This window comes from Streptomyces lucensis JCM 4490, from assembly GCF_014650035.1.
Lineage (GTDB): Bacteria > Actinomycetota > Actinomycetes > Streptomycetales > Streptomycetaceae > Streptomyces > Streptomyces lucensis.
The window spans coordinates 130,028-153,566 of sequence record NZ_BMUE01000011.1; the positions used below are offsets into that span (position 1 = coordinate 130,028).

Sequence of the window (23,539 nt, forward strand, 5' to 3'; positions counted from 1 at the left end):
GCCCAGCCACGGGCGGCCCGCGGCTGTTCGGGTCGGGGTTGGATCGCTTGCCCGCGCGTGCGGGGTGCCGCTGCGCCCACCCGTGCCGCCCCAGCGGCACGACTGCCCGCAGCTGCGGCGTTCGGGGGCGCGGGGAACTGCGCGATCAGCCACCGACGGCCCGCGGCTGCGGGGTTCGGGGGCGCGGGGAACTGCGTGGCCAGCCACCGACGGCCTCGGGGGTGGTGGGGTCAGTCCAGGGCGTGGAGTTGGTCCAGGAACCACTGGGCCGGGGGCAGGGCCGTCGCCGCCGCCGCGAGGTGCTTCGTGCGCTCCGTCCGCTCGGACGCCGGCATGCTCAGTGCCCGGTGCAGCGCGTCGGCGGTGCCCACGATGTCGTACGGGTTCACCACGATCGCGTCCGCGCCCAGCTCCTCGTAGGCCCCCGCCTCCCGCGACAGCACCAGCGCGCAGCCCTCCTCGGAGAGGACCGGGACCTCCTTGGCGACCAGGTTCATGCCGTCCCGGATCGGGTTGACCAGCGCCACGTCGGCCAGCCGGTACGCGGCCAGCGAGCGCGCGAAGTCGTCCCGCACGTGCAGCACCACCGGCGTCCAGCCGGCCGTCCCGAAGTGCGCGTTGATCTCGTCGGCCACCCGCTGCACCTCGGCCGTGTACTCGCGGTACACGGCGAGGTCCTGGCGGGACGGATAGGCGAACGCCACGTGGACGACCTTCTCGCGCCACTCGGGGCGGTCCTCCAGCAGCTGCCGGAACGCCAGCAGTCCGCGCACGATGTTCTTCGACAGCTCGGTGCGGTCGACGCGCACGATGCTCCGGCGCCCCTCGCCGATCTCCTCGCGCAGCGCCGTCACCCACTCGTCCACGTCGCCGCGGTGGGCCCGCTCGCGCAGGAAGTCGGCGTCCGCTCCGAGCCCGTGCACACCGATCCGCGTGCCGGCGGCGACATCGGCCCCCAGCACCGCGTGACAGCAGTCCGTGAACGCGTCCGCCCACCGCTGGGTGAGGAACGCCGCCCGGTCCGCGCCCAGGATGCCGTTCAGCAGCTCGGCCGCGATGTCGTCGGGCAGCAGGCGGAAGTAGTCCGGCGGGGCCCACGGGGTGTGCGAGAAGTGGCCGATGCGCAGGTCGGGACGGAGCTGCCGGAGCATCCGCGGGGCGAGGACGAGGTGGTAGTCCTGGATCAGCACCGCCGCGCCCTCCGCCGCCTCCTCGGCCAGCGCCTCGGCGAACGCCCGGTTGTAGGCCTCGTACGACGCCCACTGACGGCGGAACCCGGCGTCGAAGACCGGCTCCAGCGGGGTCTGGTACAGCATGTGGTGCACGAACCAGAGCACCGAGTTGGCGATGCCGTTGTACGCGTCGTGGTGCACGTCCGCGTCGATGTCCAGCATCCGCACGTGCTGCCCGCCGGTGTCCTCGGCCGGCAGCGGTGCGCCGCCGGCGCGCCGCACCGCCTCCCGGTCGCCGTCGCCGAGCGCGGCGCACACCCACACCGCGTTGGCGTCCGGCCCGATCGCCGACAGCCCGGAGACCAGCCCGCCGCCGCCCCGTCTGGCGTGCAGCGCGCCGTCCTCGCCCACCTGATACGAAACCGGGCCGCGATTGGACGCGACCAGCACCTCAGCACCGTGCGTGGAAGCCATGGTCCTCAACCTAGCCCGGCCCGGAAACGCTCAAACGTACGGTCCACTCCGGAAGAGCCGTATACGGCCGTTCTCCCGCGTCCACCCGCACCCGCTCACGCCACCCGGCGTGCCGTGTACTCCGCGATCTCCGCCATCGGCGGCCGTTCCTCGGTGTCCACCGAGTAGGTGCGCGGCTCGAACCCGTCCGCGCCCCGCTCGAACTGGGTCAGGGCCGGCCTCACCAGATGCCCGCGGGCCAGCCGGAGCTGCGCCGTGCGGTAGATGGCCGCCGCCATCCGGCCCAGCGCCTGGCCGTCCTGGTGCCGGTGCTTGCGCACCCCCACGTCCACCTGGGCCAGTGCGTCGAGCCCCACCAGGTGCAGGGCGTCCACCAGCATCCCCAGCTCCACGCCGTAGCCGACCGGGAACGGCAGCTGTTCCAGCAGCGAGCGGCGGGCCGCGTACTCGCCGCCCAGCGGCTGGACGAAGCCGGCCAGCTGCGGCCAGTGCATGTTCAGCAGCGGGCGGGCCATCAGCTCGGTGACCCGGCCGCCCTGCCCCGCGGCGCCGCCGAGCGGGCGGTCGTACATGCCCTTGACGAGGTCGACCTCGGGATCGGTGAGCAGCGGTCCGACGATTCCCGACACGAACTCGGAGGAGAAGTCCCGCAGGTCCGCGTCGATGAAGCAGACGATGTCCCCGCCGGTCACGAGCAGCGAGCGCCACAGCACCTCGCCCTTGCCGGGCACGGCGGGAATGCGCGGCAGTATCTCGTCGCGGTGGACGACCCGCGCGCCCGCCGCCGCGGCGACCCGGGACGTCCCGTCGGTGGAGCCGGAGTCGACGACGACGATCTCGTCGACGAGCGGGACCTGCTCCACGAGGTCGTGCCGGATGACCGCGACGATGTCGCCGACGGTCTCCTCCTCGTTGAGCGCGGGCAGTACGACGCTGACCGTCTGCCCCGTGCGCTGTTTGGCGGCGAGCACCTTGTGCAGCGGGCGATCGGTCACGGACCAGGAGCGGGTGCTCAGCCAGCGCTCGACTTCTTCCAGCACGGTCCCGGGCTCCTCACGGTGTCTCGCGGTTCGGACGACTATCTCAACTGTCCTGGCCGTCGGTTACAGTCTTGAACAACGCCGATGACCATCGCATGTCGGGGGTCGGCGGCGTCTACAACCACATACAGCTCATCCAGAGGGGCAGAGGGACACGGCCCGATGAAGCCCCGGCAACCCTCCAGTCGGTTCTCGTAGATCATTCCTGATCGCTCCGCGAGGCTCCCGGCTAGGGAAGGTGCCAAATCCGTCTCACGGCGAGGTGCGCCGTGAGGAAGATGAGGAGAAAGGGCCTCGCCTCCATGGCTGTGCAGACAGTTGCAACCACCAGCAATCCCGCCGTCGACCTCGGTCCCGCCGCCGCCCTGAGCTGTCGCGAGTGCGGTCACCGGGTACCCCTCGGACCGGTCTTCGCCTGCGAGGAGTGTTTCGGCCCGCTGGAGATCGCCTACGACTTCTCCGCCTACGACACCGAAGAGCTGCGTGCGCGCATCGAGGCGGGCCCCGCGAACATCTGGCGCTACGCGCCCCTGCTGCCCGTCCCCGCCGACGTGGCCGGCAAGCCCAACCTGAACCCGGGCTGGACCCAGCTCGTCAAGGCCGACAACCTCGCCCGCGAGCTGGGCGTCACCGGCGGCCTGTACGTGAAGGACGACTCCGGCAACCCGACGCACTCCTTCAAGGACCGCGTCGTCGCCCAGGCCCTGGAGGCCGCCCGCGCCTTCGGCTTCACCACGCTCTCCTGCTCCTCCACCGGCAACCTCGCCGGCGCCGTGGGCGCCGCCGCCGCCCGGGCCGGCCTCCGCTCCTGCGTGTTCATCCCGCACGACCTGGAGCAGGGCAAGGTCGTCATGGCCGCGGTCTACGGCGGTGAGCTCGTCGGCATCGAGGGCAACTACGACGACGTGAACCGCTTCTGCTCCGAGCTGATCGGCGACCCGGCCGGCGAGGGCTGGGGCTTCGTCAACGTCAACCTGCGGCCGTACTACGCGGAGGGCTCGAAGACCCTGGCGTACGAGATCTGCGAGCAGCTCGGCTGGCGGCTGCCCGACCAGATCGTCGTCCCGATCGCCTCCGGCTCCCAGCTCACGAAGATCGACAAGGGTCTGCAGGAGCTGGTGAAGCTGGGCCTGGTCGAGGACCGGCCGTACAAGATCTTCGGCGCGCAGGCCGAGGGCTGCTCGCCGGTGTCCACGGCGTTCAAGGCCGGCCACGACGTGGTCCGCCCGCAGAAGCCGAACACCATCGCCAAGTCGCTCGCCATCGGCAACCCGGCCGACGGCCCGTACGTCCTCGACATCGCGCGCCGCACCGGCGGTGCCGTGGAGGACGTGACGGACGCGGACGTCGTCGACGCGATCAAGCTGCTGGCGCGCACGGAGGGCATCTTCGCGGAGACGGCGGGCGGCGTGACCGTCGGCGTCACCCGCAAGCTGCTCAAGGAGGGCGTGCTGGACCCGGCGAAGACGACGGTCGTCCTCAACACGGGCGACGGCCTCAAGACCCTCGACGCGGTGGCCGGCACCGGTCTCACCGCGACCATCCGCCCCAACCTGGAGTCGTTCCGAGAGGCTGGCCTCGCATGAGCGTGACCGTTCGCATCCCCACCATCCTGCGCACCTACACCGGTGGCCAGGCCGAGGTCGCCGCCGAGGGGGGCACCCTCGGCGAGGTCATCGAGGACCTGGAGAAGAACCACACCGGGATCGCCGCCCGCGTGCTGGACGACCAGGGCAAGCTGCGCCGGTTCGTCAACGTCTACGTCAACGACGACGACGTCCGCTTCGAGCAGGGCCTCGAGACGGCTACTCCCGACGGCGCCGGCGTTTCCATCATTCCGGCCGTCGCCGGCGGCTGACCGGCTGACGGAATGACCGATCATTACCATCGGTAACAGCGGTCACTTATCGTTCACCGGATTGCCCCCTCCGTGTAAGAAGCGGAGGGGGCAATTCTGTGTGATTGAGCGCGGTACAGTTGGGGAACACGGTCCCCGGCTTCGGGTCGCGGGCCCTGGATTCCTGCCGCGACACCCGACGAGAAGTGGCCAAAGTGCCCGGGTTATATGCGGCTTTTGCGCCATTTACGGGGCCCGACTTGCCCTGCATTCGCACGAATTCTCGGCACATTCCGGACCGCGCTCATCCAGAATTCTCGTCCGATTGACCTGTTGCAGAGGGCAGTTGGACAGATACATTCAGCCGCGGTCGACGCGTTCCGGCGCACGCCCCCGACCCATGGGGGGTGAGGTCTGACCCGGGTCCGCGAAGTGCGGATCTGTGCAAGGGCCAGTAATAGGGGAGTTAGGCATGGCTCAGGGCACCGTCAAGTGGTTCAACGCGGAGAAGGGGTACGGCTTCATCGCGGTCGACGGTGGTGCGGACGTCTTCGTCCACTACAGCGCCATTCAGATGGACGGCTACCGCACCCTGGAAGAGGGCCAGCGGGTGGAGTTCGAGATCTCGCAGGGCCAGAAGGGCCCGCAGGCCGACATGGTTCGCCTCAGCGCCTGAACGTTTCTCGTTGTCGAAGGGCCCGCACCGGCACAGGGTGCGGGCCCTTCGGCGTGCCCGGGTTCCGCTGTTCGCGTGCGGCTGACGGGGCGGCCGTACCCCCCGAGGCGCTTGCACTCGACCATGCCGAGTGCTAATCATTGCGTTAGCACTCTGAAGGTGAGAGTGACAGTGATGGACCGGGTCGGTGAGGCCCGCAGGCCAAGTGGGGCAAGGAACCACGCGGCCGGCGAGCCGTCCGTCGCGGGCGCGGGCGCGGTCCGAAGGAATCACCCCCAGTCCTGGAGGGACCACTTCACATGGCCAAGATCATCGCGTTCGACGAGGAGGCGCGGCGCGGCCTCGAGCGCGGCATGAACCAGCTCGCGGACGCCGTCAAGGTGACGCTCGGCCCCAAGGGCCGCAACGTCGTCCTCGAGAAGAAGTGGGGCGCCCCCACGATCACCAACGATGGTGTCTCCATCGCCAAGGAGATCGAGCTCGAGGACCCGTACGAGAAGATCGGCGCCGAGCTGGTCAAGGAAGTCGCCAAGAAGACGGACGACGTCGCCGGCGACGGTACGACCACCGCGACGGTGCTCGCCCAGGCCCTGGTCAAGGAAGGCCTGCGCAACGTCGCCGCCGGCGCCAACCCGATGGCCCTGAAGCGCGGCATCGAGAAGGCCGTCGAGGCCGTCTCCGCCGCCCTGCTGGAGCAGGCGAAGGACGTCGAGACCAAGGAGCAGATCGCCTCCACCGCGTCCATCTCCGCCGCCGACACCCAGATCGGCGAGCTGATCGCCGAGGCCATGGACAAGGTCGGCAAGGAAGGCGTCATCACCGTCGAGGAGAGCAACACCTTCGGTCTGGAGCTCGAGCTCACCGAGGGCATGCGCTTCGACAAGGGCTACATCTCCGCCTACTTCGCGACCGACATGGAGCGCATGGAGGCGGTGCTCGAGGACCCGTACATCCTCATCGCCAACTCCAAGATCTCCTCGGTCAAGGACCTGCTCCCGCTCCTGGAGAAGGTCATGCAGTCGGGCAAGCCGCTGCTGATCATCGCCGAGGACGTCGAGGGCGAGGCCCTGTCGACCCTGGTCGTCAACAAGATCCGCGGCACCTTCAAGTCCGTCGCCGTCAAGGCCCCGGGCTTCGGTGACCGCCGCAAGGCCATGCTCGGCGACATCGCCATCCTCACGGGCGGCGAGGTCATCTCCGAGGAGGTCGGCCTCAAGCTGGAGAACGCGACCCTGGACCTCCTGGGCCGCGCCCGCAAGGTCGTCATCACCAAGGACGAGACCACCATCGTCGACGGCTCCGGCTCGTCGGACCAGGTCGCGGGCCGTGTGAACCAGATCCGCGCCGAGATCGAGAACAGCGACTCGGACTACGACCGCGAGAAGCTGCAGGAGCGCCTGGCGAAGCTCGCCGGCGGTGTCGCGGTCATCAAGGCCGGCGCCGCCACCGAGGTGGAGCTCAAGGAGCGCAAGCACCGCATCGAGGACGCCGTCCGCAACGCGAAGGCCGCCGTCGAGGAGGGCATCGTCGCCGGTGGTGGCGTGGCCCTGCTGCAGGCCTCCCAGGTCTTCGAGAAGCTGGAGCTCGACGGCGACGAGGCGACCGGCGCCAACGCCGTGCGCATCGCGCTCGAGGCCCCGCTGAAGCAGATCGCCGTCAACGCCGGCCTCGAGGGCGGTGTCGTGGTGGAGAAGGTGCGCAACCTGACCCCGGGCCACGGCCTGAACGCCGCGACCGGCGAGTACGTCGACCTGGTCGCCGAGGGCATCATCGACCCGGCGAAGGTGACCCGTTCCGCGCTGCAGAACGCCGCCTCCATCGCCGCGCTGTTCCTCACGACCGAGGCCGTCATCGCCGACAAGCCGGAGAAGGCCGCCGCGCCGGCCGGCGGCGGCATGCCGGGCGGTGACATGGACTTCTGATCGACCCAGGGTTGATCACTCGTCCTTCAGACCGAGGGCGGTACCCCCAGCCACTGCGCCGGGGGTACCGCCCTCGGTCCGTTGTCGGGGGCGTTCGGGCCTCCGGGGGCGGACGGGGGTGTGCAGGGTGTGTCCGGGGTCACACGCAGGGCCCGCCGGTCCGGGAATGTGAGCCGGCGCATTGGCCGTTGCTTAAGAAGCTGCAACAATGCGCGCGCACATACCAGCCGGTTAACCGGACCCAGCAGACCCCGCAACTTCACGAGGAGCCCCCCCACGTGACCGTCTCCACGCCCGTCTCCCGCGCGGCCCGGATCCTGTCCCGGCCCATCACGCTGAACGGCCTCACCGTCCCCAACCGGATCGTGATGGCGCCGATGACCCGCATGTTCTCCCCGGGCGGCGTCCCCGGTGAGGACGTGCGCTCCTACTACGCGCGCCGCGCCGCCGCCGGCGTCGGCCTCATCGTCACCGAGGGCACGTACGTCGGCCACGACTCGGCCGGTCAGAGCCACCGCGTCCCCCGCTTCCACGGCGATGAGCAGCTGGCGGGCTGGGCGAAGGTCGCCGAGGACGTGCACGCGGCGGGCGGCACGATCGTCCCGCAGCTGTGGCACATCGGCATGGTCCGCAACGAGGGCGACGGGCCGTTCGAGGGCGCCCCCGCCGTCGGCCCCTCCGGGCTCGTCACCGCGGGCGCCGAGCCCACCGGCAGGACCATGACGCAGGCCGACCTGGACGACGTCATCGCCGCGTTCGCCCAGGCCGCCGCGGACGCCGAGCGCATCGGCTTCGACGGCGTGGAGATCCACGGCGCCCACGGCTACCTCGTCGACCAGTTCCTGTGGGAGGGCACCAACCGCCGCACGGACACGTACGGCGGCGACCCGGTGTCCCGCACCCGGTTCGCGGCGGAGATCGTCGCCGCGGTCCGCGAGAAGGTGTCCCCGGAGTTCCCCGTCCTCTTCCGCTACTCGCAGTGGAAGCAGCAGGACTACACCGCCCGCCTCGCCGAGACCCCCGAGGAGCTGGAGGCGATCCTCACCCCGCTGGCCGCCGCGGGCGTCGACGTCTTCCACGCCTCCACCCGCCGCTACTGGCTGCCGGAGTTCGACGGCTCGGACCTGAACCTGGCCGGCTGGACGAAGAAGCTCACCGGCAAGCCGGTCATCACCGTCGGCTCGGTCGGCCTCGACGGCGACTTCCTGGGCGCCTTCCAGGGCGAGAACTCCCCGCTCAAGGGCATCGACAACCTCCTCGACCGCCTGGAGTCCGACGAGTTCGACATGGTCGCCGTCGGCCGCGCGCTGCTCCAGGACCCCCAGTGGGCGGCCAAGGTCCTCTCCGGCCGCTTCGAGGAGCTGCGACCCTACGACGCGGCGGCGGTGAAGACGCTCAGCTGACGGGGCACTCGTGATCGCTCCCGTGCGTTCCCCTGATGACCGGTGAGGCCAGTGAGGAGCGGGCATGACGACGAGCGAGTTCCACGCCCCGAGCACCGAGACCCCCGTGGTGCGCACCGCCTCCGGCGCGGTGCGCGGGCTGCGCGAGGGGGACCTGTCGGTGTTCCGGGGCGTCCCCTTCGCCGAACCACCGGTCGGCGCGGCCCGCTTCCAGGCCCCGCGCCGGGTCCGGCCCTGGGACGGCACCCGGGAGGCGTTCGCCTTCGGCCCGCCGCCCCCGCAGGAGTCCGGCGCCCTGGGCCGCGCCGCCCGCCCCACCGGGCCCCTGGGTGACGACTGGCTGACGCTGAACGTCTGGACGCCCGACCCGGACCCGTCCTCGGCCCGCCCGGTGATGGTGTGGATCCACGGCGGCTCCTACCGGCGGGGCCACGGCGGCATGCCGGGGTACGACGCCCAGCACATCGCCCGCGACGGCGACGTCGTGGTCGTCACCTTCAACTACCGCCTGGGCATGGAGGGTTTCGTCCTCTGGGAGGGCGCCCCGGCCAACCGGGGCCTGCTGGACCAGGTGGCGGCCCTGGAATGGGTGCGGGAGAACATCGCGGCGTTCGGCGGCGACCCGGACCGGGTCACGGTCTTCGGCGAGTCGGCCGGCGCGGGCTCCCTCGCCTCGCTGCTGGCGATGCCCAGGGCGCGGGGCCTGTTCCGGCGGGCGGTGGCGCAGAGCGTGACCGGCACCTACTACTCGGCCGACCTGGCCCGCGACATGGCGACGGCACTGGCGGCGGAGGCGGGCCGGAAGCCGGCGGCGGCCGACGTGGCGGCGGTGGACCCCCGCGAACTGCCGGAGGCGGGCCGTTCCCTGTCGGCCAGGATGCTCCAGTACCTGGACCGCTGGGGCCAGGCGGCACCCACCGCCACCCCCTTCTCACCGGTGGTCGACGGTGACGTGCTGCCCACCACCCCCTGGCCGGCACTGGCCTCGGGCGCGGCGCGGGACGTGGACCTGCTGGTCGGCCACAACCGCGACGAGGCACGGCTGTTCCTGTACATCGCCGGCGTTCTCGGCACCGTCGCCGATGACCGTGCGACGGCAATGCTGAGGCTGATGGCACCGGGCGGTGAGGCGGGCGAGCGCGCCTACCGCGAGGCGTTCCCCGAAGCCTCCCCCGACGAGCTGTTCGAACGCGTCCACACGGACCGGCTGTTCGCGATGCCGACCCTGCACCTGGCCCAGGCCCAGCTGGCCGGCGGCGGCCGGGCCCACGTCTACGAACTGACCTGGCCGGCCCCGGGAGGCGGGGGCGCGCTGGGCGCCTGCCACGGCCTGGACATCCCGCTGCTCTTCGGCACGTTCGGCGCGGACCTCGGCGCCCTCCTCTTCTCCGACGGCGATCCCACACCGGAGGGCGAGTACCTCTCCGCCCGCATCCGCCGCTCCTGGACGGCCTTCGCGCACACCGGCGACCCCGGCTGGCCGGAGTACGACACGCGGGCCCGTCCCGTGCAGGTGCTCGACGCGCACCCGAGGGTGGAGCCGTACCCGGAGGAGCGGACGAGACGCATCTGGGAGCACCACGACTTCGAGCCGCTCCCCCTGCTGACGTGACGCGGCCTAGAGGTTCCCCATGGGTTCGATGTCGACGCGCACCGGCGTCCCCCACACCCGCAGCACCTCGTAGTCGGTGAACTCGTGCACGAGCCGGTACGCCATGGCGGGCCGTGACCCGCGCCGCTGGGCGGCGATGTAGGCCTCGGCCTCCCGCCGGTCCCGCCTGGGCGTCCCGCACAGCTGCCACTCCTGCCCGTTCCACAGCTCCGGCAGCCACCGCTGCTGGGGCTGCGGCCGGTCGCCGCGCACGCCGTACCGGGACGGGGCGGTGGGGACGGGGCCGGCGTCCGACCGCCCACTGCTCTGGTACTCCGCCCGCCGCGCCGCCCGGCGCCGGGTCTCGCACAGCAGGCACCGGTCGGGCGCGCTCTCGTCCACGGGTCCCTGCGGGTGCTCGGGACACCGGGTGGTGGCCGCGTTCGAGGTGACGCTCTCGTCCAGCAGATCGAGCGCCCTGCGCAGATCGGCCTTGATCTCGTGCAGCCGGCCGTCCGGGGTGTCGGCGCCGAGCGCCTCCCCGTGCTCCCCGAGCAGCCGCAGCGCCCGTCCGAGGGCGGCGATCTGTGCGTGGTTCATGATCAGTCCGCGTGATCCTTCAGTTTCTCCGTGTCCAGGGTGGTGCCGACCGGGGGCGGCAGTTCGACGGTAGCGCCCCACGGGCGGCGGGGGGACCGGAGGGAGCGGCCGTCCTGCGGCTCACTCCCTCCCCCCTTCCTGAAAGAGGTCTCGGAGTCCGGAGCGTGAGGCCTGGGCTTCGGGGCGGCGGGCCGGTCAGGCGGTGGCGTGGGTCAGGGCCGTGCGCAGGTGGCCGCCGGACTCGTGCAGGAGGCGGGCGGCCGTGGGGCCGTCGACCCCGGACAGGAGGGCGAGGATCGCGTTCTTGACCTCGCCGCCGGACTCGGTGAGGGCCTTCTCGATCTCCGCGTCGCTCGCGCCCGTGGCCAGGGACACGATCCGGCGGGAGCGGGCCCGGAGCTTGTCGTTGGAGGCGCGCACGTCGACCATCAGGTTCCCGTACGTCTTGCCGAGCCGGATCATCGTGATCGTCGAGAGCATGTTCAGGACCAGCTTCTGGGCCGTCCCCGCCTTCAGCCGCGTCGAGCCGGTGATCAGTTCCGGGCCCACGACCACCTCGATGCCGTGCTCGGCGGCGGCCGCCAGCGCGCTGTGCTCGTTGCAGGCGAGCCCGACGGTCAGGGCGCCGAGGGCGCGGGCGTGCTCGACAGCGCCGACGGCGTAGGGGGTGCGGCCGGAGGCGGAGACGCCGACCACCGTGTCGTCGGCGGTGAGCCCGAGCGCGTCGAGGTCCTTGCGGGCCAGTTCCGGGGAGTCCTCGGCGCCCTCCACGGAGGTGACCATGGCCTCGGGGCCGCCCGCGATCAGGCCGACGACCTGGGCGGGGTCGGTGTTGAACGTGGGCGGGCACTCGGAGGCGTCCAGGACGCCGAGCCGGCCCGCGGTGCCGGCGCCCGCGTAGACGAGGCGTCCGCCGCGCGCCATCCGCTGCGCCACGGCGTCGATGGCGGCGGCGATCCGCGGCAGCTGGGTGGCGACGGCGGCCGGGACGCCGGCGTCCTCGCCGTTCATCAGGCGGGCGATGTCGAGGGTGGGCAGGCGGTCGATCTCGGCCAGTTCGGGGCGGAAGGCCTCGGTGGTCAGGGAGGCCAGTTCGGTGTGCAGGTCGTGGGAGGTGCGGCGGGAGGTCATGGGGGGTGGCTCACTCCGATTCAGGTGCGGGTACGCGTGCTTCACTCACCTGGGGTTGGTGCGGTGCCGGTGCGCCAGCGCCTCGTACGAAGCGGCCAGCGAGGGCGCCGCCGTCTCGTAGGTCCGCTGCGCCACTCCCACGAACAGGCAGTCCACCACCAGCAGCTGGCTCGTCCGCGAGGACATCGCGGCCGGGCGCAGCTCGGTCTCCCGTGAGGTGGACGTGGTCAGCACGTGGTCGGCGTACTGGGTGACCGGCGAGTCCGGCCGTCCGGTGATGGCCACCGTGGTGGCCCCGCGCTCGAAGGCGACCCGCAGCGGCTCTATGACGTCCCACGTCGAGCCGGAATGCGTGATCGCGATGGCCACGTCCCCCGAACGGAGCTGCACCGCGTTGGTCACCGCGAGGTGCGGGTCGCTGTGCGCGTGGGCTATGAGCCCTATTCGCAGCAGCTTCTGCGTGAGGTCCTGGGCGACGAGGCCGGAGGCCCCGATGCCGTACACGTCGGTCCGCCGGGCGCCGGCCAGCGCGGTGACGGCCGCGCCCAGCTGTCCGGTGTCGAGTCCGGCGGCCGTGTCGGCGAGGGTCTGCTGCTCCTCGTAGGCGAGCTTGGTCACCACGTCGGCGATGGGGTCGTCCACCGCGATGTCCGTGGTGATGGCCGGCGCCCGCCCGGACTGCTGCTGCGCGGCCAGCCCGGCGAGGGCCAGGCGCAGGTCGCGGTAGCCGGGGTAGCCGAGGAGGCGGGCGGTGCGGACGACCGTGGCCTCGCTGGTGCCGGTGAGTTCGGCGAGGCCGGTGACGGTGAGGGCGGCGCAGCCGGCCGGGTCGCTCGCCACGGCCTCGGCGACGCGCTGCATGGACCGGGTCATGGAGGGGGCGAGGGTGCGCACCTTCGCGGCGAGGGAGCCGCCCGGACTGCCGAAAATTTCCTTCATGTCCTGGGTCACTCCTGAAAGATATTTTCGGTTACCTCTCGCGGTCAAGAGTGCGCACAATGGGTCGCATGGAGCCCGTCAGTCCCCTTGAGCAGGCCTTGCACGCCGCGCGCGCCCTGGTGCTCGCCGACCTCGTCGCGCGGGAGGTCGCGGAGGCGGACGTGGTCTCACTGGTCGAGGACTCCGTCGCACAGCGGCGCTGGTGGGTCGAGCAGTGGCCGGAGGGCGCGGCCTTCGTGGCCGGGCTGGTCGCCCAGGACGTGCAGGACGCGCTGCTCGACCGGTACGGCCGCTGGCCCCTGTGCCCGGTGTGCGGCTCGGGCGACCCCCACGCGCTGGAGGTGGAACCGGAGCTCGGCCCCGACCCGCACTGGGTGTGCCACAAGGCGGGCGTGAAGGTCGCGGCGATCGGCGGGCTGAGCTCGTCCCTCGGCGGGACGTCCTCCTCGTGAGGCGCCCGTGACGGTGTACATCGACCCGCCGGACTGGCCCGGACACGGGCGCATGTGGTCGCACCTGGTGAGCGACGTGTCGTACGACGAACTGCACCGGTTCGCCGAGGGGTTGGGTGTGCCCCGGCGCGCCTTCGAACGCGACCACTACGACCTGCCGTCGCACCGGTACGCGGACGCGGTGGCCGCCGGGGCGGTGGAGGTCCGCAGCCGCGAGGTGGTGCGGCTGCTGCGGGCCTCCGGACTGCGCCGGCCGAAGGGGCTGCGGGCGCGGCGCGGATAGCGGGGCCTCAGGCCCGGCGCAGGTACAACAGGATCCCGGCGTCCATGTCGTGCTCCTCGCGGGCGATCCGGTCCTCCTCCACGGTCGCCCGGGTGAACCCGGCCCGTTCCAGGACGCGTTGGGAGGGCGCGTTGTCCCGCTCGACGGTCGCGAAAACCAGGTCGACGTCGTCCCGGGACAGCGCCCACTCGGCCAGCGCGCGTGCGGCCTCGGTGGCGTAGCCCTGGCCGCGGGCGCCCTCGACGAGGTCGTAGCCGATCTCCACCCGGCCCTCCTCGTCCGGGGCGCCGTGGAAGCCGATGCCGCCGATCGCCCGGCCGTCCTCGTGCCGGACGAGGGCGAAGACGCCGAACTCCGGCCGGTGCACGCCCGCTTCGTAGGCCTTCACCAGGAAGCCGGACGCCTCGCGCGTGCCCTCGTACGGCCCGCCGTCGATCCACTCGAAGCCGCCGTCGCCGCCGAGGCGCAGATCGCGGGCGGCGGCCGGGCGGACACCGGTGAGGGCGAGGCGTTCGGCGGGGATGACCAGGTTGTTGCGCCAGCGCCAGTCGGTGACCGGGGCGCGGCCGGGCAGGTCGCCGCGGCCGGTGGCCCACAGCAGGGTCGGCCAGGGCGCCGGGCCGGGCTGGACGTGCGGGAAGAGCCAGGTCAGCACGGACTCGGCCAGGTCCTCGTCCGGCTCGTGGGCGAGGCCCAGCCCCTCGGCCATGTCGTGGGTGTGCAGCAGCACCTCGGCGATGCCCATCGCGGCGAAGCCCTCGCGGTCGGCGCTGCGGAAGGGGTAGGGGTGGAAGGCGCGGACGCCGGGCGGGGTGGTGCGGACGGCCGTGGCGAGCAGCGCACCGGTGGTCTCGATGACGTGGAGCAGACCGGCGTTGTCGGTGTCCTTGTCCAGAGCGATCTCGAACGGGACGTACGCCTCCTGGGCGCGGCCCGCCAACTGGCCCGCGTAGGCGATGAGATCGCTCGCCACGTGCTCGGCCGTCCGCCGGCAGTTCCACTCCAGCCGGCCCGCCCCGGTGCCCTCCCAGTCCCGGTCCACCGCCGGCCGCAGCGTCGCCACGCAGCCCGCCACGGCCCTGCTCACGTCATCCCCGCTCATCGGTCGCATGGGCGCACCCTAGGAGGGGCCGGCCGCTCGGGTCGACAGCATTTCCAGCTCGGAGGCCAGGTTGTAGCGGGCGGTGGCCTCCCAGTGCCGCTGGCCGTAGGGGGTGTGGAACAACCTGGGCAGCGCGAGGAGTTGGCGCAGAATCGCCGACCGGCCCTCCCGGAAGGCGTCGCTGGGGACGAAGTGGTACTCCTCGCGGACCTCGGCGGTGTAGACGGCGTACGCCGACGGCGGCGCGGCCAGGACGGCCAGGTCCGCGTCGCACAGGACCTGTCCGTCGCGGTCGTCGCCGGCCGGGTCGTGCGTGACGGTGAGCCGGACCAGCCGGGCCACCTCCGCCGCCTTCGGTTCCGGCACCCCGGCCTCCGGCAGGGCGCGCTCGGCGAGCCGCGCGGACCGCTCCTCGTTCTCGGACCGCTCGGGCAGGTAGACGGCGTCGTGGAACCAGGCGGCCAGCCGCACGACGTCCGGGTCGGCCGCGTACCGCTCCAGCGCGTCGACGTGGTCGAGCACCGCGGTGAGATGGGCCACCGTGTGGTACCTGCGCTGGGGCTCCTGCCAGCGGGCGAGCAGGTTGTCGGCGTACGGGGCGGGGTCGGGCCCGCCGGCGGGCGCGCGGGCTGCTTCCAGCGCACGGGCGAAACGGACACGCAGGGCGTCGAGATCGGCCATGGCGCCCATTCTTCCGTCCGCGCCGCGATTCCCGCGTCCACCCACCGGTGATCTGTGACGCGTTTCCCGGACGGGGTGGCGGTTTCTCCGTGACGGCACGGGGCGGGGACCCTACCTTTGGGCCTCATGACCGACGTACACGAGGTGACACGGGACCCCGAACTGCCGGGCCGGCTGCTGGCGACCGAACGGGACACTCTGGTACCGCTGTTGCGGTCGCGGCCGGACGCGGACTTCGCGCTGCCGGCCGCCGCGTGTCCGGGGTGGTCGGTGCGCGACGTGCTGGCGCACTGTTCCGCCGCGCTGATGCGGGTGGTGGAGAGCCGGTTCGGGGAGGGCGTCTTCTCACCCGAGTCGAACGACCGGGACATCGCCGAGCGCGCGCAGTGGACCAACGCCCGGGTCGTGGACGAGCTGGAGCGCGGGATGACCGAGGCCGGGCCGGTGATCGCCAGGGCGGGCGGGGCGCTGGACATGGTCGCGCTCGGCGAGTGGGTGCACGCCGGTGACGTGCGGGAGGTGTTCGGCGAGCCGGGCGCCTACGCGGGGGCCGGGCTGCCGGACGCGCTGACCCTGCTGGTGCGCGTCACCCGGGAGAAGCGGCACGTGCCGCTGCACGCCGACCTCGACGACGTGGACGAGCCGCTGCTGCTGGGAGCCATGGCCGCGGACGCCCCGCCCGCCCGGTACCTGGGCGACGCCGCCACGCTGGTACGGCTGTACGCCGGGCGGCCGCTGAACGGGTCCCGGTACGAGCTGGCCGGTGTGCGGGAGGGGGAGCTGAACATCTTCGGATGAGTGGCGCTCCGGCACGGGCGTACCCTTGGATTGGACTAGACCTGTAGCCGCCCGACGAATGCCGACGAATGGGGTGCCATGAGCAAGCGTGCAGTCCTGGAGGTGATCGCCCTCGACACCGAGGACGCGGTCGCCGCCCAGGCCGGAGGCGCGGACCGCCTGGAGCTGGTCACCGAGATGGCGGCCGACGGGCTCACCCCGTCCCCGGCCACCGTCGCCGGCATCCGGGCCGCCGTCGACATCGACCTGCGCGTGATGCTCCGGCTGGCCGACGGCTTCGCGGCCGGGGACGTGACGGGGCTGGTCAGGGCGGCGGGCGAGCTGCGGGACGCCGGTGCGGACCAGTTCGTGCTGGGGTTCCTGGGCGCGGACCGCGGGGTCGACCTGGCCGCCGTGGAGCGGGTGGTCGACGCGATCGACGGCGCCCGCTGGACCTTCCACCGGGCGATCGACCGGGCCGCCGACCGCGACGCCCTGCGCAAGCGGCTCGCCGGCCTGCCCGGCCTGGACACCTACCTCACCGCCGGCTCCGCGTCGGGCGTGGACGAGGGGCTGCCCACGCTGATCGCGGAGGCCGCGCACGGCGGGGAGCCCGGGTACGAGCAGCAGATCATGGTGGGCGGCGGCCTCCGCCTCGACCACGTGCCGCGGCTGCGGGACGGCGGTATCGAGGCGTTCCACATCGGCGGCGCGGCCCGGCCCGCGGGATGGGCGGGACCGGTCTCGGCGGCGGCGGTCGCGCAGTGGCGGTCGGTGCTCGACGGTGACGCGGTCCGGGTCCCCGCCTAGGGCCTCCCGACGTCCCGGGACAGCACACCTGGGCCGTCCGCGAAGTCGTGTCGTCCGACCGCAGGGCGGGCGTCGCGGCGCAGGCGCGGCTTCGCGGACGCGGCCCTAACCCCTCAGCGGACGCAGACAGAAGGACGTCGCGCCGTCCGCGCTGTACTCCGGGTAGGCGACGTGATCCCCGGACGCGCAGGAGCCGCTTGCCGGGTCGACGACCCGGTACCGGGCGTCCGGCGAGCCGCAGTCCGCGGACCTCAGGTCCTGTTCGGGCCACGGATCGTCGTTGCGGGCGCACGAGCCGGGCGTCAGGGTCACGCCGGTGCTGCCGCTGCCGCCCGTGCCGCTCTCGTCCGGTCCGGTCACCAGGCCGATGACGAGCAGGACCGGGACGGCCGCGACGAGCAGACCCAGCACGGCGAGCGGGATGAGGGCGAGGATGCCGGCCGGCCGCCGGAACACCGGCCGGCCCGGGTCCAGCGGCGGCCGCCACCCGGCCGCGACCGGCACGGGTATCCGCCGGATGCCGGACAGGGCGCTGAGGTTGGCCAGCAGGGTGAAGGGCGTGATGATCACCGACAGCGGGCCCCACCAGCCCGCGATCAGGGTGTCCGCCTGCATGTCCCGGAAGAGGGCCAGCGCGCAGGGGTGACAGAACACCCCCTGGCGGCGCAGGAACCGCATGATCACCACCATGCCCTGATGGCCGCGGATCGTCACCGGCATCGCGGGCACCGCCCCGCACACCTGACAACCCGCCACGGGGCCGCCCGCCGTCACCCCGCCGTACTGGCCGTACCGGCCGTACGGCCCCGGAGATCCTGGGAGCTGAGGATGGGGCCCCGGAACCGGCTGGTAAGGGGGGTACGAAGGCGGTGGCGTCGGCAACTCGGGCCTTTCCCAGGGGACATGGCGGAACGCCACAGCACCTTATCCCGCGAGCTGCACCGGCAGTGCGGTCGCGTGGGCCACGATCAGGCCCGACACCGCTCGGGTCAGGGCCACGTACAGGCGGCGCAGGCCCGTGCGTTCGTCCGGCTCGCCGTCGACCACCGCACGGGGCTCGTCCAGGACCACGTAGTCGTACTCCAGGCCCTTGGCCAGGGAGGCCGGTACCAGGGTGAGGCGGGTCTCGCGGGTGGTCTCCTCGCCCGGGGCCAGGTACGGGATGCCCGCCGCCGCCAGCGCCTCCGCGAGCGCCGGAATACGGGCGTCCGCCGCGATCAGACCCGTCGAACCCTCGTTGCGCAGCAACTCCTCGCAGGCCGCCACCACGTCGGCCGTCGCGGTCACCGCTCGGACCTCGAAGAAGCCCGGGTTCTCACGGACCGAGGCCACCGGGGTGAGACCCGGCGCGATGTGCGGGAGCAGACGGGAGGCGTAGGCGATGACGTCGGTGGGCACGCGGAAGCCGGCCGTCAGCTCCTCGATGACCCCCTCGCCCTTGCCGAGGTGGGCGAGCGCCTCGTCCCAGCTCCGGGTCGCCCAGGGGGTCGTCCCCTGCGCCAGGTCGCCCAGCACCGTCGCGCTGCCCGTCGTGCAGCGCCGGCCGACGGCCCGGTACTGCATCGGGGACAGGTCCTGCGCCTCGTCCAGGACGACGTGGCCGAGCGAGTGCGTGCGCTGGACCAGATCGGCCGCCTCGTCGATCAGCACCGCGTCAGCCGCCGACCACTTGGCCGACTTCACGCTGCGCACCGGCTTGGCCCAAAGGATCTTCTTGCGCTCGTCCTCGTCCAGGACGCCGTCGGAGTGCTCGGCGAGGAAGCCGGCGTCGGTCAGCAGGCGCAGCACGAGCTTCGCCGGGTCGACGGCCGGCCAGATCGCCTTCACGGCCGCCTTCACCGCGCTGTTGCGGGCGACGGCGTCCTGCACCCGGTCGTCCGGCGCCTCCCCGGCCCGCTCCATCTGCACCAGCACCGCGTGCGCGATCCGCTGCGGCAGGGCCTCGCGGGCGGCCCCGTAGCGGATGTCCCGCTCCAGCAACTCGCGGACGATCTCCTCCAGGTCGTACGCCGGCACCCGCCAGCGGCGCGAGCCGCGCACCACCACGACCGGTTCCGCCGGCGTCGTCACGTGGGAGTACAGGGCCCGGCGCAGCACCTGGGCCATGCGGGCGTCGCCCTTGACGACCGCGGCCGCCGCGTCGTCCGTCCCGCGGACCTCCACGTGCCCGACCAGGTCGTCCACCGTCGCCTGCTGGACGCTCAGCTCACCGAGCGCCGGCAGGACCTGCTCGATGTAGTGCAGGAAGGACCGGTTCGGGCCGATGACGAGCGTGCCGGTGCGGGCGAGCCGCTCGCGGTGGGCGTAGAGCAGGTACGCGACCCGGTGCAGACCGACGGCGGTCTTCCCGGTGCCCGGACCCCCCTGGACGCAGACCGTGCCGGACAGGCCCGAGCGGACGATCTCGTCCTGCTCTGGCTGGATGGTGGCGACGATGTCCCGCATCGGGCCGACACGCGGCCGTTCGATCTCCTGCTGGAGCAGCTTGCTGGTGCCGGCAGCCTCCTGCGGGTCGGACAGGTGCTCGTCCTCGTAGGCGGTCAGGTCGCCGCCGGTGTAGCCGAAGCGGCGGCGCAGCCCGACATCCATCGGGTCCTTCCTGGACGCGCGGTAGAACGGCTGCGAGACCGGGGCGCGCCAGTCGATGACCATGGGGTCGCCGTCGGCGTCGTGAACGTGCCGCCGCCCGATGTAGAAGCGTTCGCCCGCCGCCCCCTCGGCCCGGTCGGCGCCCGGCGCGTACAGGTAGTCCAGCCGGCCGAAGAACAACGGCGTGTCGCTGAGGTCGGCCAGCGCCTTGATGCGGTCGTCGATCTGCTGGGCCAGCACCGCGGCGTTGACCCAGTTCGCGGTGACGTCGCGGATGTCCAGCGCCTCCACGTCCTCGCGCATGGCGCGCAGGGCGGAACGGGACGCGGTCAGGTGCGAGCGCTCGCGGGCGAGGGGGTCGTCGAGCGGATCGCCGAGCGGCTCGTGGACGGGCGTGGACAAGGGAGTGCCTCCGGATCTGCTCTTCCGTGACGGGCCATGGGTGGCCATGACTGGGGCATGGCCGAGCCACCCGGTTTCCGTCCGGGCGGCGGCACTCCGCGAGAGGGAGGCGGGCAAGAGCGGAGATTGTAGGGCAGCCATTCAGGGGCGGGCCACTGGATTACCTAGGGGGCCGGTCCGTCCAAAGAGGTACGGGCGGACGTCCGGGCCGGCTCCATCGGCCGATGCCGTCGCGTTGCGGGAGAGTGAACATGGAGGTATGAGCGCAGCAACCATCCACCCCGGCCCCGCGCGGCCGCCTTCCGGCGCCACGGCCGTGGAGGGCACCCACCACCACCGCCTGGGCAGCGCACTGCGCGCCGTCAAGGTGTTCGTCCAGGCGGCCTTCAGGGTCGTGATCCTCGGCGAGTACGGCGAGGAAGCGTACATACACCGCAGGTGACGGCATAAGGTCACTTCCGTGCGGAAACGGACGGTGACGCCCCCCTTCCCTGCCCTGCTCGCCCCGCTCCTCCTCACGGTCTCCCTCTGCTCCTTCGCCGCCCTGTGCGTCCTGCACCGCGCCCCGATGGCCGACCTGCTGGTCTACCGGGCCGAGGGCGCCGCCGCCCTCCGCGGAGGCGACCTCTACGGCCTCACGGTCACCCGGTGGCGGCTCCCGGCGACCTACCCGCCCTTCGCGGCACTCCTCTTCGTCCCGGCCGGGTGGCTCCCCGTCCCGGCCCTCAAGGCGGCCGTCCTGGCGGGCAACGCCCTCCTGCTCGCCGGCCTGGTCGCCCTCTCCGCCCGCCTGGTCGCCCGCCGCCTGCCGCCGTCCCTGCTGTGCACGGCCACCGCCCTCGCGCTCTGGCTGGAGCCGGTCTTCCAGACGTTCCTGTTCGGCCAGGTCAACCTGGCCGTCACCTGCCTGGTCCTGTGGGACCTGCTGCGGCCTCCCGGTGCCCGCGCCAAGGGCCTCGTCCTCGGCCTGGCGGCCGGCGTGAAGGTCACCCCGGCGGTGTTCGTGCTCCTGCTGTTCCTGCGCGGACGCAAACGGGAGGCGGCCACGGCCCTGACCGGGTTCGCGGCCACGGCGCTGCTCGGCTTCCTGCTGCTCCCCGCGGCCAGCACCGACTTCTGGACCCGGCGCCTGTACGAGACCGGCCGGGTGGGCAAGGCGTGGATCGTGGACAACCAGTCCCTCCAGGGCCTGGTCGCCCGCGCCCTGCACGACCCCGTGCCCGGGCCCGCCTGGGTGCTCCCCGCGGCGGCGGTCGCGGTGGCGGGCGTCGGCCTGGCCGCGCGCGCCCGCCGGGACAGCCACGCCGTCCTGCTGACCGCGTTCACCGCCCTGCTGGTCTGCCCGATCAGCTGGAGCCACCACTGGGTGTGGTGCGTGCCGCTGCTCGCGGTGCTGCTGGCAGAGGGCCGGGTCCGCACGGCCGCGCTGGTGGGCCTCGTGTTCACCGCCCGCACCATGTGGCTGGTGCCGCACTCGGGCGCCCAGGACCTCCAACTGGCCTGGTGGCAGCAGCCGTTGGCATCCCCTTACGCCATCCTGGCGCTTCTGCTGCCGGTGGCGTGTGGCACCATGATCAGCCGTCAGAATCATTCGAACGAGCAAACGGGGAAAACGACATGTTCTCGAAGCTTCCGTTCCGCAAGGCGGTGAGCGGTCTGACCGCCGCCACCGCGCTCGCCCTCGGCGCCACCCTGATGGCCGCGCCCAGCGCCTCGGCCGTCGGCTCCTCCGCCTGCACCAAGAACATCAAGGACGCGACCTACCCGGTCGTCCAGTGGGACCACGCCGACATGCGCACGGGCCCCGGCTACTCCTACAAGGTGAAGAAGTCCGTCTTCGCGGGCAGCAAGGTGCGCGTGTACTGCACCGCATACAAGAAGGGCAACACCTGGTACTACGGCAAGTCCGGCAAGACCAAGGGCTGGATGGAGTACCACGCCTTCTTCTAGGCCGTACGCCTGCCGGGCCGTACGCCTTTCAGGCCGCACCCCGCGGCCCGGCGGCCGGGCTACCCCTCCGCCAGGATCTCGTCCGCGTCCACGATCCGGTACGCGTACCCCTGCTCCGCCAGGAACCGCTGGCGGTGGGCGGCGAAGTCCTGGTCGATGGTGTCGCGGGCCACGACCGAGTAGAAGTGCGCCTGGTGGCCGTCGGCCTTCGGGCGCAGCACCCGGCCCAGACGCTGGGCCTCCTCCTGCCGGGAGCCGAAGGTGCCGGACACCTGGATGGCGACGGTGGCCTCCGGCAGGTCGATGGAGAAGTTGGCGACCTTGGAGACGACGAGGACGCTGATCTCCCCCTCGCGGAAGGCGTCGAAGAGCTTCTCGCGCTGGGCGTTGGACGTCTCGCCCTTGATCACAGGGGCGTCCAGGTGCTCGCCCAGCTCGTCGAGCTGGTCGATGTACTGGCCGATCACCAGGATCTGCTGGCCGGCGAACCGGCGCACGATCGCCTCGGTGACCTTCCGCTTGGTCGCGGTCGTGGCGCAGAAGCGGTACTTCTCCTCCGTCTCGGCGGTGGCGTACGCCAGCCGCTCGGAGTCGGTGAGGTTGACGCGCACCTCGACGCAGTCGGCGGGCGCGATGTAGCCCTGCGCCTCGATCTCCTTCCAGGGCGCGTCGAACCGCTTGGGTCCGATCAGCGAGAACACGTCCGACTCGCGGCCGTCCTCCCGCACGAGGGTGGCCGTGAGGCCGAGCCGCCGCCGCGCCTGGAGGTCGGCGGTGAACTTGAAGACGGGCGCGGGCAGCAGGTGCACCTCGTCGTAGACGATCAGCCCCCAGTCCCGGGAGTCGAACAGCTCCAGGTGCGGGTAGACGCCCTTCCGCCGGGTCGTGAGGACCTGGTAGGTGGCGATGGTGACGGGCCGGATCTCCTTCCGCGTCCCGCTGTACTCGCCGATCTCGTCCTCCGTCAGCGACGTCCGCTTCACCAGCTCGTGCTTCCACTGCCGGGCGGAGACGGTGTTGGTGACGAGGATCAGCGTGGTCGACTTCGCCTGCGCCATCGACCCGGCCCCGACGAGCGTCTTGCCGGCGCCGCAGGGCAGCACGACGACACCGCTGCCGCCGTGCCAGAAGTTCTCCACGGCCTGCTTCTGGTACGGCCGCAGGTTCCAGCCGTCCTCCAGCAACTCGATCGGGTGCGCCTCGCCGTCCACGTACCCGGCGAGGTCCTCGGCGGGCCAGCCCAGCTTGAGCAGCGTCTGCTTGATCTGCCCGCGCTCGGAGGGGTGCACGACGACCGTGTCGGGGTCGATGCGGGCGCCGACCAGCGGGGTGATCCGCCGGGACTTCAGCACCTCCTCAAGCACCGGCCGGTCGGTGGTGGTGAGCACGAGTCCGTGCGCGGGGTGCTTGCTCAGCGTGAGGCGGCCGTAGCGGTCCATCGTCTCGGCGATGTCCACGAGCAGCGCGTGCGGCACGGGGTAGCGGCTGTACTGCACCAGCGCGTCCACGACCTGTTCGGCGTCGTGTCCGGCCGCCCGCGCGTTCCACAGGCCGAGCGGCGTCACGCGGTAGGTGTGGATGTGCTCGGGGGCCCGCTCCAGCTCGGCGAAGGGCGCGATGGCCCGGCGGCAGTCGTCGGCCCGCTCGTGGTCGACCTCCAGGAGCAGGGTCTTGTCGGACTGGACGATTAGGCAGGACACGCATACCT

The 23,539-nt window shown here is 72.3% G+C and carries 23 protein-coding genes and 1 riboswitch; of the genes, 13 read left to right on the forward strand and 10 right to left on the reverse strand.

Annotation, left to right across the window (positions count from 1 at the left end):
- Positions 1-230: 230 nt before the first annotated feature.
- The gene (locus tag IE177_RS24040) at positions 231-1,646 is read right to left on the reverse strand and encodes an alpha,alpha-trehalose-phosphate synthase (UDP-forming) (RefSeq protein WP_190017479.1); all 1,416 of its coding nucleotides are present in this window, start codon (positions 1,644-1,646) and stop codon (positions 231-233) included.
- Positions 1,647-1,741: 95 nt separating this feature from the next.
- Complete coding sequence (locus tag IE177_RS24045) at positions 1,742-2,686, reverse strand: glucosyl-3-phosphoglycerate synthase (protein WP_190017480.1); 945 nt, start codon at positions 2,684-2,686, stop codon at positions 1,742-1,744.
- A 129-nt stretch (positions 2,687-2,815) separates the two neighbouring features.
- Positions 2,816-2,971, forward strand: a riboswitch (SAM riboswitch).
- A 17-nt stretch (positions 2,972-2,988) separates the two neighbouring features.
- On the opposite strand from IE177_RS24045, the gene thrC reads away from it, so the two are divergent.
- The 6 genes from thrC (at position 2,989) to IE177_RS24075 (ending at position 10,136) form a co-directional block, all read left to right on the forward strand.
- Complete coding sequence (thrC, locus tag IE177_RS24050; protein WP_190017481.1) at positions 2,989-4,272, forward strand: threonine synthase; 1,284 nt, start codon at positions 2,989-2,991, stop codon at positions 4,270-4,272.
- On the forward strand, positions 4,269-4,544 hold the full coding sequence (locus IE177_RS24055; RefSeq protein ID WP_190017482.1) for a MoaD/ThiS family protein: 276 nt from the start codon (positions 4,269-4,271) through the stop codon (positions 4,542-4,544). Before thrC ends, IE177_RS24055 begins: the two co-directional genes overlap by 4 nt.
- Before the next feature lie 451 nt (positions 4,545-4,995).
- Positions 4,996-5,199 (forward strand): cold-shock protein, encoded by a 204-nt coding sequence (locus tag IE177_RS24060; protein WP_004929928.1) that lies wholly within the window; start codon positions 4,996-4,998, stop codon positions 5,197-5,199.
- A 299-nt stretch (positions 5,200-5,498) separates the two neighbouring features.
- Positions 5,499-7,121, forward strand: a complete 1,623-nt coding sequence (gene groL, locus IE177_RS24065) for a chaperonin GroEL (RefSeq protein WP_190017483.1) — start codon at positions 5,499-5,501, stop codon at positions 7,119-7,121.
- 278 nt (positions 7,122-7,399) lie between these two features.
- Complete coding sequence (locus IE177_RS24070; RefSeq protein ID WP_190017484.1) at positions 7,400-8,524, forward strand: NADH:flavin oxidoreductase; 1,125 nt, start codon at positions 7,400-7,402, stop codon at positions 8,522-8,524.
- 64 nt (positions 8,525-8,588) lie between these two features.
- Positions 8,589-10,136, forward strand: coding sequence for a carboxylesterase/lipase family protein (locus IE177_RS24075; protein ID WP_190017485.1), 1,548 nt, complete (start codon positions 8,589-8,591; stop codon positions 10,134-10,136).
- A gap of 6 nt (positions 10,137-10,142) precedes the next feature.
- Here IE177_RS24075 and IE177_RS24080 read toward each other — a convergent pair whose 3' ends face one another.
- From IE177_RS24080 to IE177_RS24090, 3 genes are all read right to left on the reverse strand, one after another.
- The gene (locus tag IE177_RS24080; protein ID WP_190017486.1) at positions 10,143-10,715 is read right to left on the reverse strand and encodes a hypothetical protein; all 573 of its coding nucleotides are present in this window, start codon (positions 10,713-10,715) and stop codon (positions 10,143-10,145) included.
- A gap of 195 nt (positions 10,716-10,910) precedes the next feature.
- Complete coding sequence (gene murQ, locus IE177_RS24085; protein ID WP_190017487.1) at positions 10,911-11,846, reverse strand: N-acetylmuramic acid 6-phosphate etherase; 936 nt, start codon at positions 11,844-11,846, stop codon at positions 10,911-10,913.
- Between the two features lie 45 nt (positions 11,847-11,891).
- Entirely contained in the window at positions 11,892-12,785 is an 894-nt protein-coding gene (locus IE177_RS24090; RefSeq protein ID WP_190017488.1) for a MurR/RpiR family transcriptional regulator, read from the reverse strand.
- A 68-nt stretch (positions 12,786-12,853) separates the two neighbouring features.
- On the opposite strand from IE177_RS24090, the gene IE177_RS24095 reads away from it, so the two are divergent.
- Positions 12,854-13,237, forward strand: coding sequence for a DUF8819 family protein (locus IE177_RS24095; RefSeq protein WP_190017489.1), 384 nt, complete (start codon positions 12,854-12,856; stop codon positions 13,235-13,237).
- 7 nt (positions 13,238-13,244) lie between these two features.
- On the forward strand, positions 13,245-13,520 hold the full coding sequence (locus IE177_RS24100; RefSeq protein WP_190017490.1) for a DUF4031 domain-containing protein: 276 nt from the start codon (positions 13,245-13,247) through the stop codon (positions 13,518-13,520).
- Between the two features lie 7 nt (positions 13,521-13,527).
- On the opposite strand, the gene IE177_RS24105 is transcribed toward IE177_RS24100, so the two are convergent.
- Positions 13,528-14,631, reverse strand: a complete 1,104-nt coding sequence (locus tag IE177_RS24105) for a GNAT family N-acetyltransferase (protein WP_373305158.1) — start codon at positions 14,629-14,631, stop codon at positions 13,528-13,530.
- A 9-nt stretch (positions 14,632-14,640) separates the two neighbouring features.
- Complete coding sequence (locus IE177_RS24110) at positions 14,641-15,303, reverse strand: HD domain-containing protein (protein WP_190017491.1); 663 nt, start codon at positions 15,301-15,303, stop codon at positions 14,641-14,643.
- Positions 15,304-15,429: 126 nt separating this feature from the next.
- On the opposite strand from IE177_RS24110, the gene IE177_RS24115 reads away from it, so the two are divergent.
- The gene (locus IE177_RS24115; protein ID WP_190017492.1) at positions 15,430-16,101 is read left to right on the forward strand and encodes a maleylpyruvate isomerase family mycothiol-dependent enzyme; all 672 of its coding nucleotides are present in this window, start codon (positions 15,430-15,432) and stop codon (positions 16,099-16,101) included.
- Between the two features lie 78 nt (positions 16,102-16,179).
- Positions 16,180-16,890, forward strand: coding sequence for a copper homeostasis protein CutC (locus IE177_RS24120; RefSeq protein ID WP_190017493.1), 711 nt, complete (start codon positions 16,180-16,182; stop codon positions 16,888-16,890).
- Positions 16,891-16,995: 105 nt separating this feature from the next.
- On the opposite strand, the gene IE177_RS24125 is transcribed toward IE177_RS24120, so the two are convergent.
- Together IE177_RS24125 and IE177_RS24130 are read right to left on the reverse strand one after the other, a co-directional pair.
- Positions 16,996-17,610: an LppU/SCO3897 family protein gene (locus IE177_RS24125; protein ID WP_190017494.1), complete on the reverse strand. Its 615-nt coding sequence runs from the start codon at positions 17,608-17,610 to the stop codon at positions 16,996-16,998.
- Positions 17,611-17,814: 204 nt separating this feature from the next.
- The gene (locus IE177_RS24130; RefSeq protein ID WP_190017495.1) at positions 17,815-19,881 is read right to left on the reverse strand and encodes a HelD family protein; all 2,067 of its coding nucleotides are present in this window, start codon (positions 19,879-19,881) and stop codon (positions 17,815-17,817) included.
- Positions 19,882-20,140: 259 nt separating this feature from the next.
- On the opposite strand from IE177_RS24130, the gene IE177_RS24135 reads away from it, so the two are divergent.
- The 3 genes from IE177_RS24135 to IE177_RS24145 are packed head-to-tail and all read left to right on the forward strand — an operon-like array spanning position 20,141 to position 21,831.
- Positions 20,141-20,323, forward strand: a complete 183-nt coding sequence (locus IE177_RS24135) for a hypothetical protein (RefSeq protein WP_190017496.1) — start codon at positions 20,141-20,143, stop codon at positions 20,321-20,323.
- 18 nt (positions 20,324-20,341) lie between these two features.
- Positions 20,342-21,532: a glycosyltransferase 87 family protein gene (locus tag IE177_RS24140; RefSeq protein ID WP_373305159.1), complete on the forward strand. Its 1,191-nt coding sequence runs from the start codon at positions 20,342-20,344 to the stop codon at positions 21,530-21,532.
- Positions 21,499-21,831 (forward strand): SH3 domain-containing protein, encoded by a 333-nt coding sequence (locus IE177_RS24145; protein WP_190017497.1) that lies wholly within the window; start codon positions 21,499-21,501, stop codon positions 21,829-21,831. The genes IE177_RS24140 and IE177_RS24145 overlap by 34 nt, the downstream gene beginning before the upstream one ends.
- 59 nt (positions 21,832-21,890) lie before the next feature.
- On the opposite strand, the gene IE177_RS24150 is transcribed toward IE177_RS24145, so the two are convergent.
- Positions 21,891-23,531: a DNA repair helicase XPB gene (locus tag IE177_RS24150; protein ID WP_190017498.1), complete on the reverse strand. Its 1,641-nt coding sequence runs from the start codon at positions 23,529-23,531 to the stop codon at positions 21,891-21,893.
- Between the last annotated feature and the right edge of the window lie 8 nt (positions 23,532-23,539).

What these genes read in the sequence shown, in the direction of transcription:
- IE177_RS24040 (WP_190017479.1), bottom strand. Translation starts at nt 1,646, where the DNA reads ATGGCTTCCACGCACGGTGCTGAGGTGCTGGTCGCGTCCAATCGCGGC.
- thrC (WP_190017481.1), top strand. Translation starts at nt 2,989, where the DNA reads ATGGCTGTGCAGACAGTTGCAACCACCAGCAATCCCGCCGTCGACCTC.
- IE177_RS24055 (WP_190017482.1), top strand. Translation starts at nt 4,269, where the DNA reads ATGAGCGTGACCGTTCGCATCCCCACCATCCTGCGCACCTACACCGGT.
- IE177_RS24060 (WP_004929928.1), top strand. Translation starts at nt 4,996, where the DNA reads ATGGCTCAGGGCACCGTCAAGTGGTTCAACGCGGAGAAGGGGTACGGC.
- groL (WP_190017483.1), top strand. Translation starts at nt 5,499, where the DNA reads ATGGCCAAGATCATCGCGTTCGACGAGGAGGCGCGGCGCGGCCTCGAG.
- IE177_RS24075 (WP_190017485.1), top strand. Translation starts at nt 8,589, where the DNA reads ATGACGACGAGCGAGTTCCACGCCCCGAGCACCGAGACCCCCGTGGTG.
- IE177_RS24080 (WP_190017486.1), bottom strand. Translation starts at nt 10,715, where the DNA reads ATGAACCACGCACAGATCGCCGCCCTCGGACGGGCGCTGCGGCTGCTC.
- murQ (WP_190017487.1), bottom strand. Translation starts at nt 11,846, where the DNA reads ATGACCTCCCGCCGCACCTCCCACGACCTGCACACCGAACTGGCCTCC.
- IE177_RS24090 (WP_190017488.1), bottom strand. Translation starts at nt 12,785, where the DNA reads ATGAAGGAAATTTTCGGCAGTCCGGGCGGCTCCCTCGCCGCGAAGGTG.
- IE177_RS24095 (WP_190017489.1), top strand. Translation starts at nt 12,854, where the DNA reads ATGGAGCCCGTCAGTCCCCTTGAGCAGGCCTTGCACGCCGCGCGCGCC.
- IE177_RS24105 (WP_373305158.1), bottom strand. Translation starts at nt 14,631, where the DNA reads ATGCGACCGATGAGCGGGGATGACGTGAGCAGGGCCGTGGCGGGCTGC.
- IE177_RS24110 (WP_190017491.1), bottom strand. Translation starts at nt 15,303, where the DNA reads ATGGCCGATCTCGACGCCCTGCGTGTCCGTTTCGCCCGTGCGCTGGAA.
- IE177_RS24115 (WP_190017492.1), top strand. Translation starts at nt 15,430, where the DNA reads ATGACCGACGTACACGAGGTGACACGGGACCCCGAACTGCCGGGCCGG.
- IE177_RS24120 (WP_190017493.1), top strand. Translation starts at nt 16,180, where the DNA reads ATGAGCAAGCGTGCAGTCCTGGAGGTGATCGCCCTCGACACCGAGGAC.
- IE177_RS24125 (WP_190017494.1), bottom strand. Translation starts at nt 17,610, where the DNA reads ATGCCGGTGACGATCCGCGGCCATCAGGGCATGGTGGTGATCATGCGG.
- IE177_RS24135 (WP_190017496.1), top strand. Translation starts at nt 20,141, where the DNA reads ATGAGCGCAGCAACCATCCACCCCGGCCCCGCGCGGCCGCCTTCCGGC.
- IE177_RS24145 (WP_190017497.1), top strand. Translation starts at nt 21,499, where the DNA reads ATGTTCTCGAAGCTTCCGTTCCGCAAGGCGGTGAGCGGTCTGACCGCC.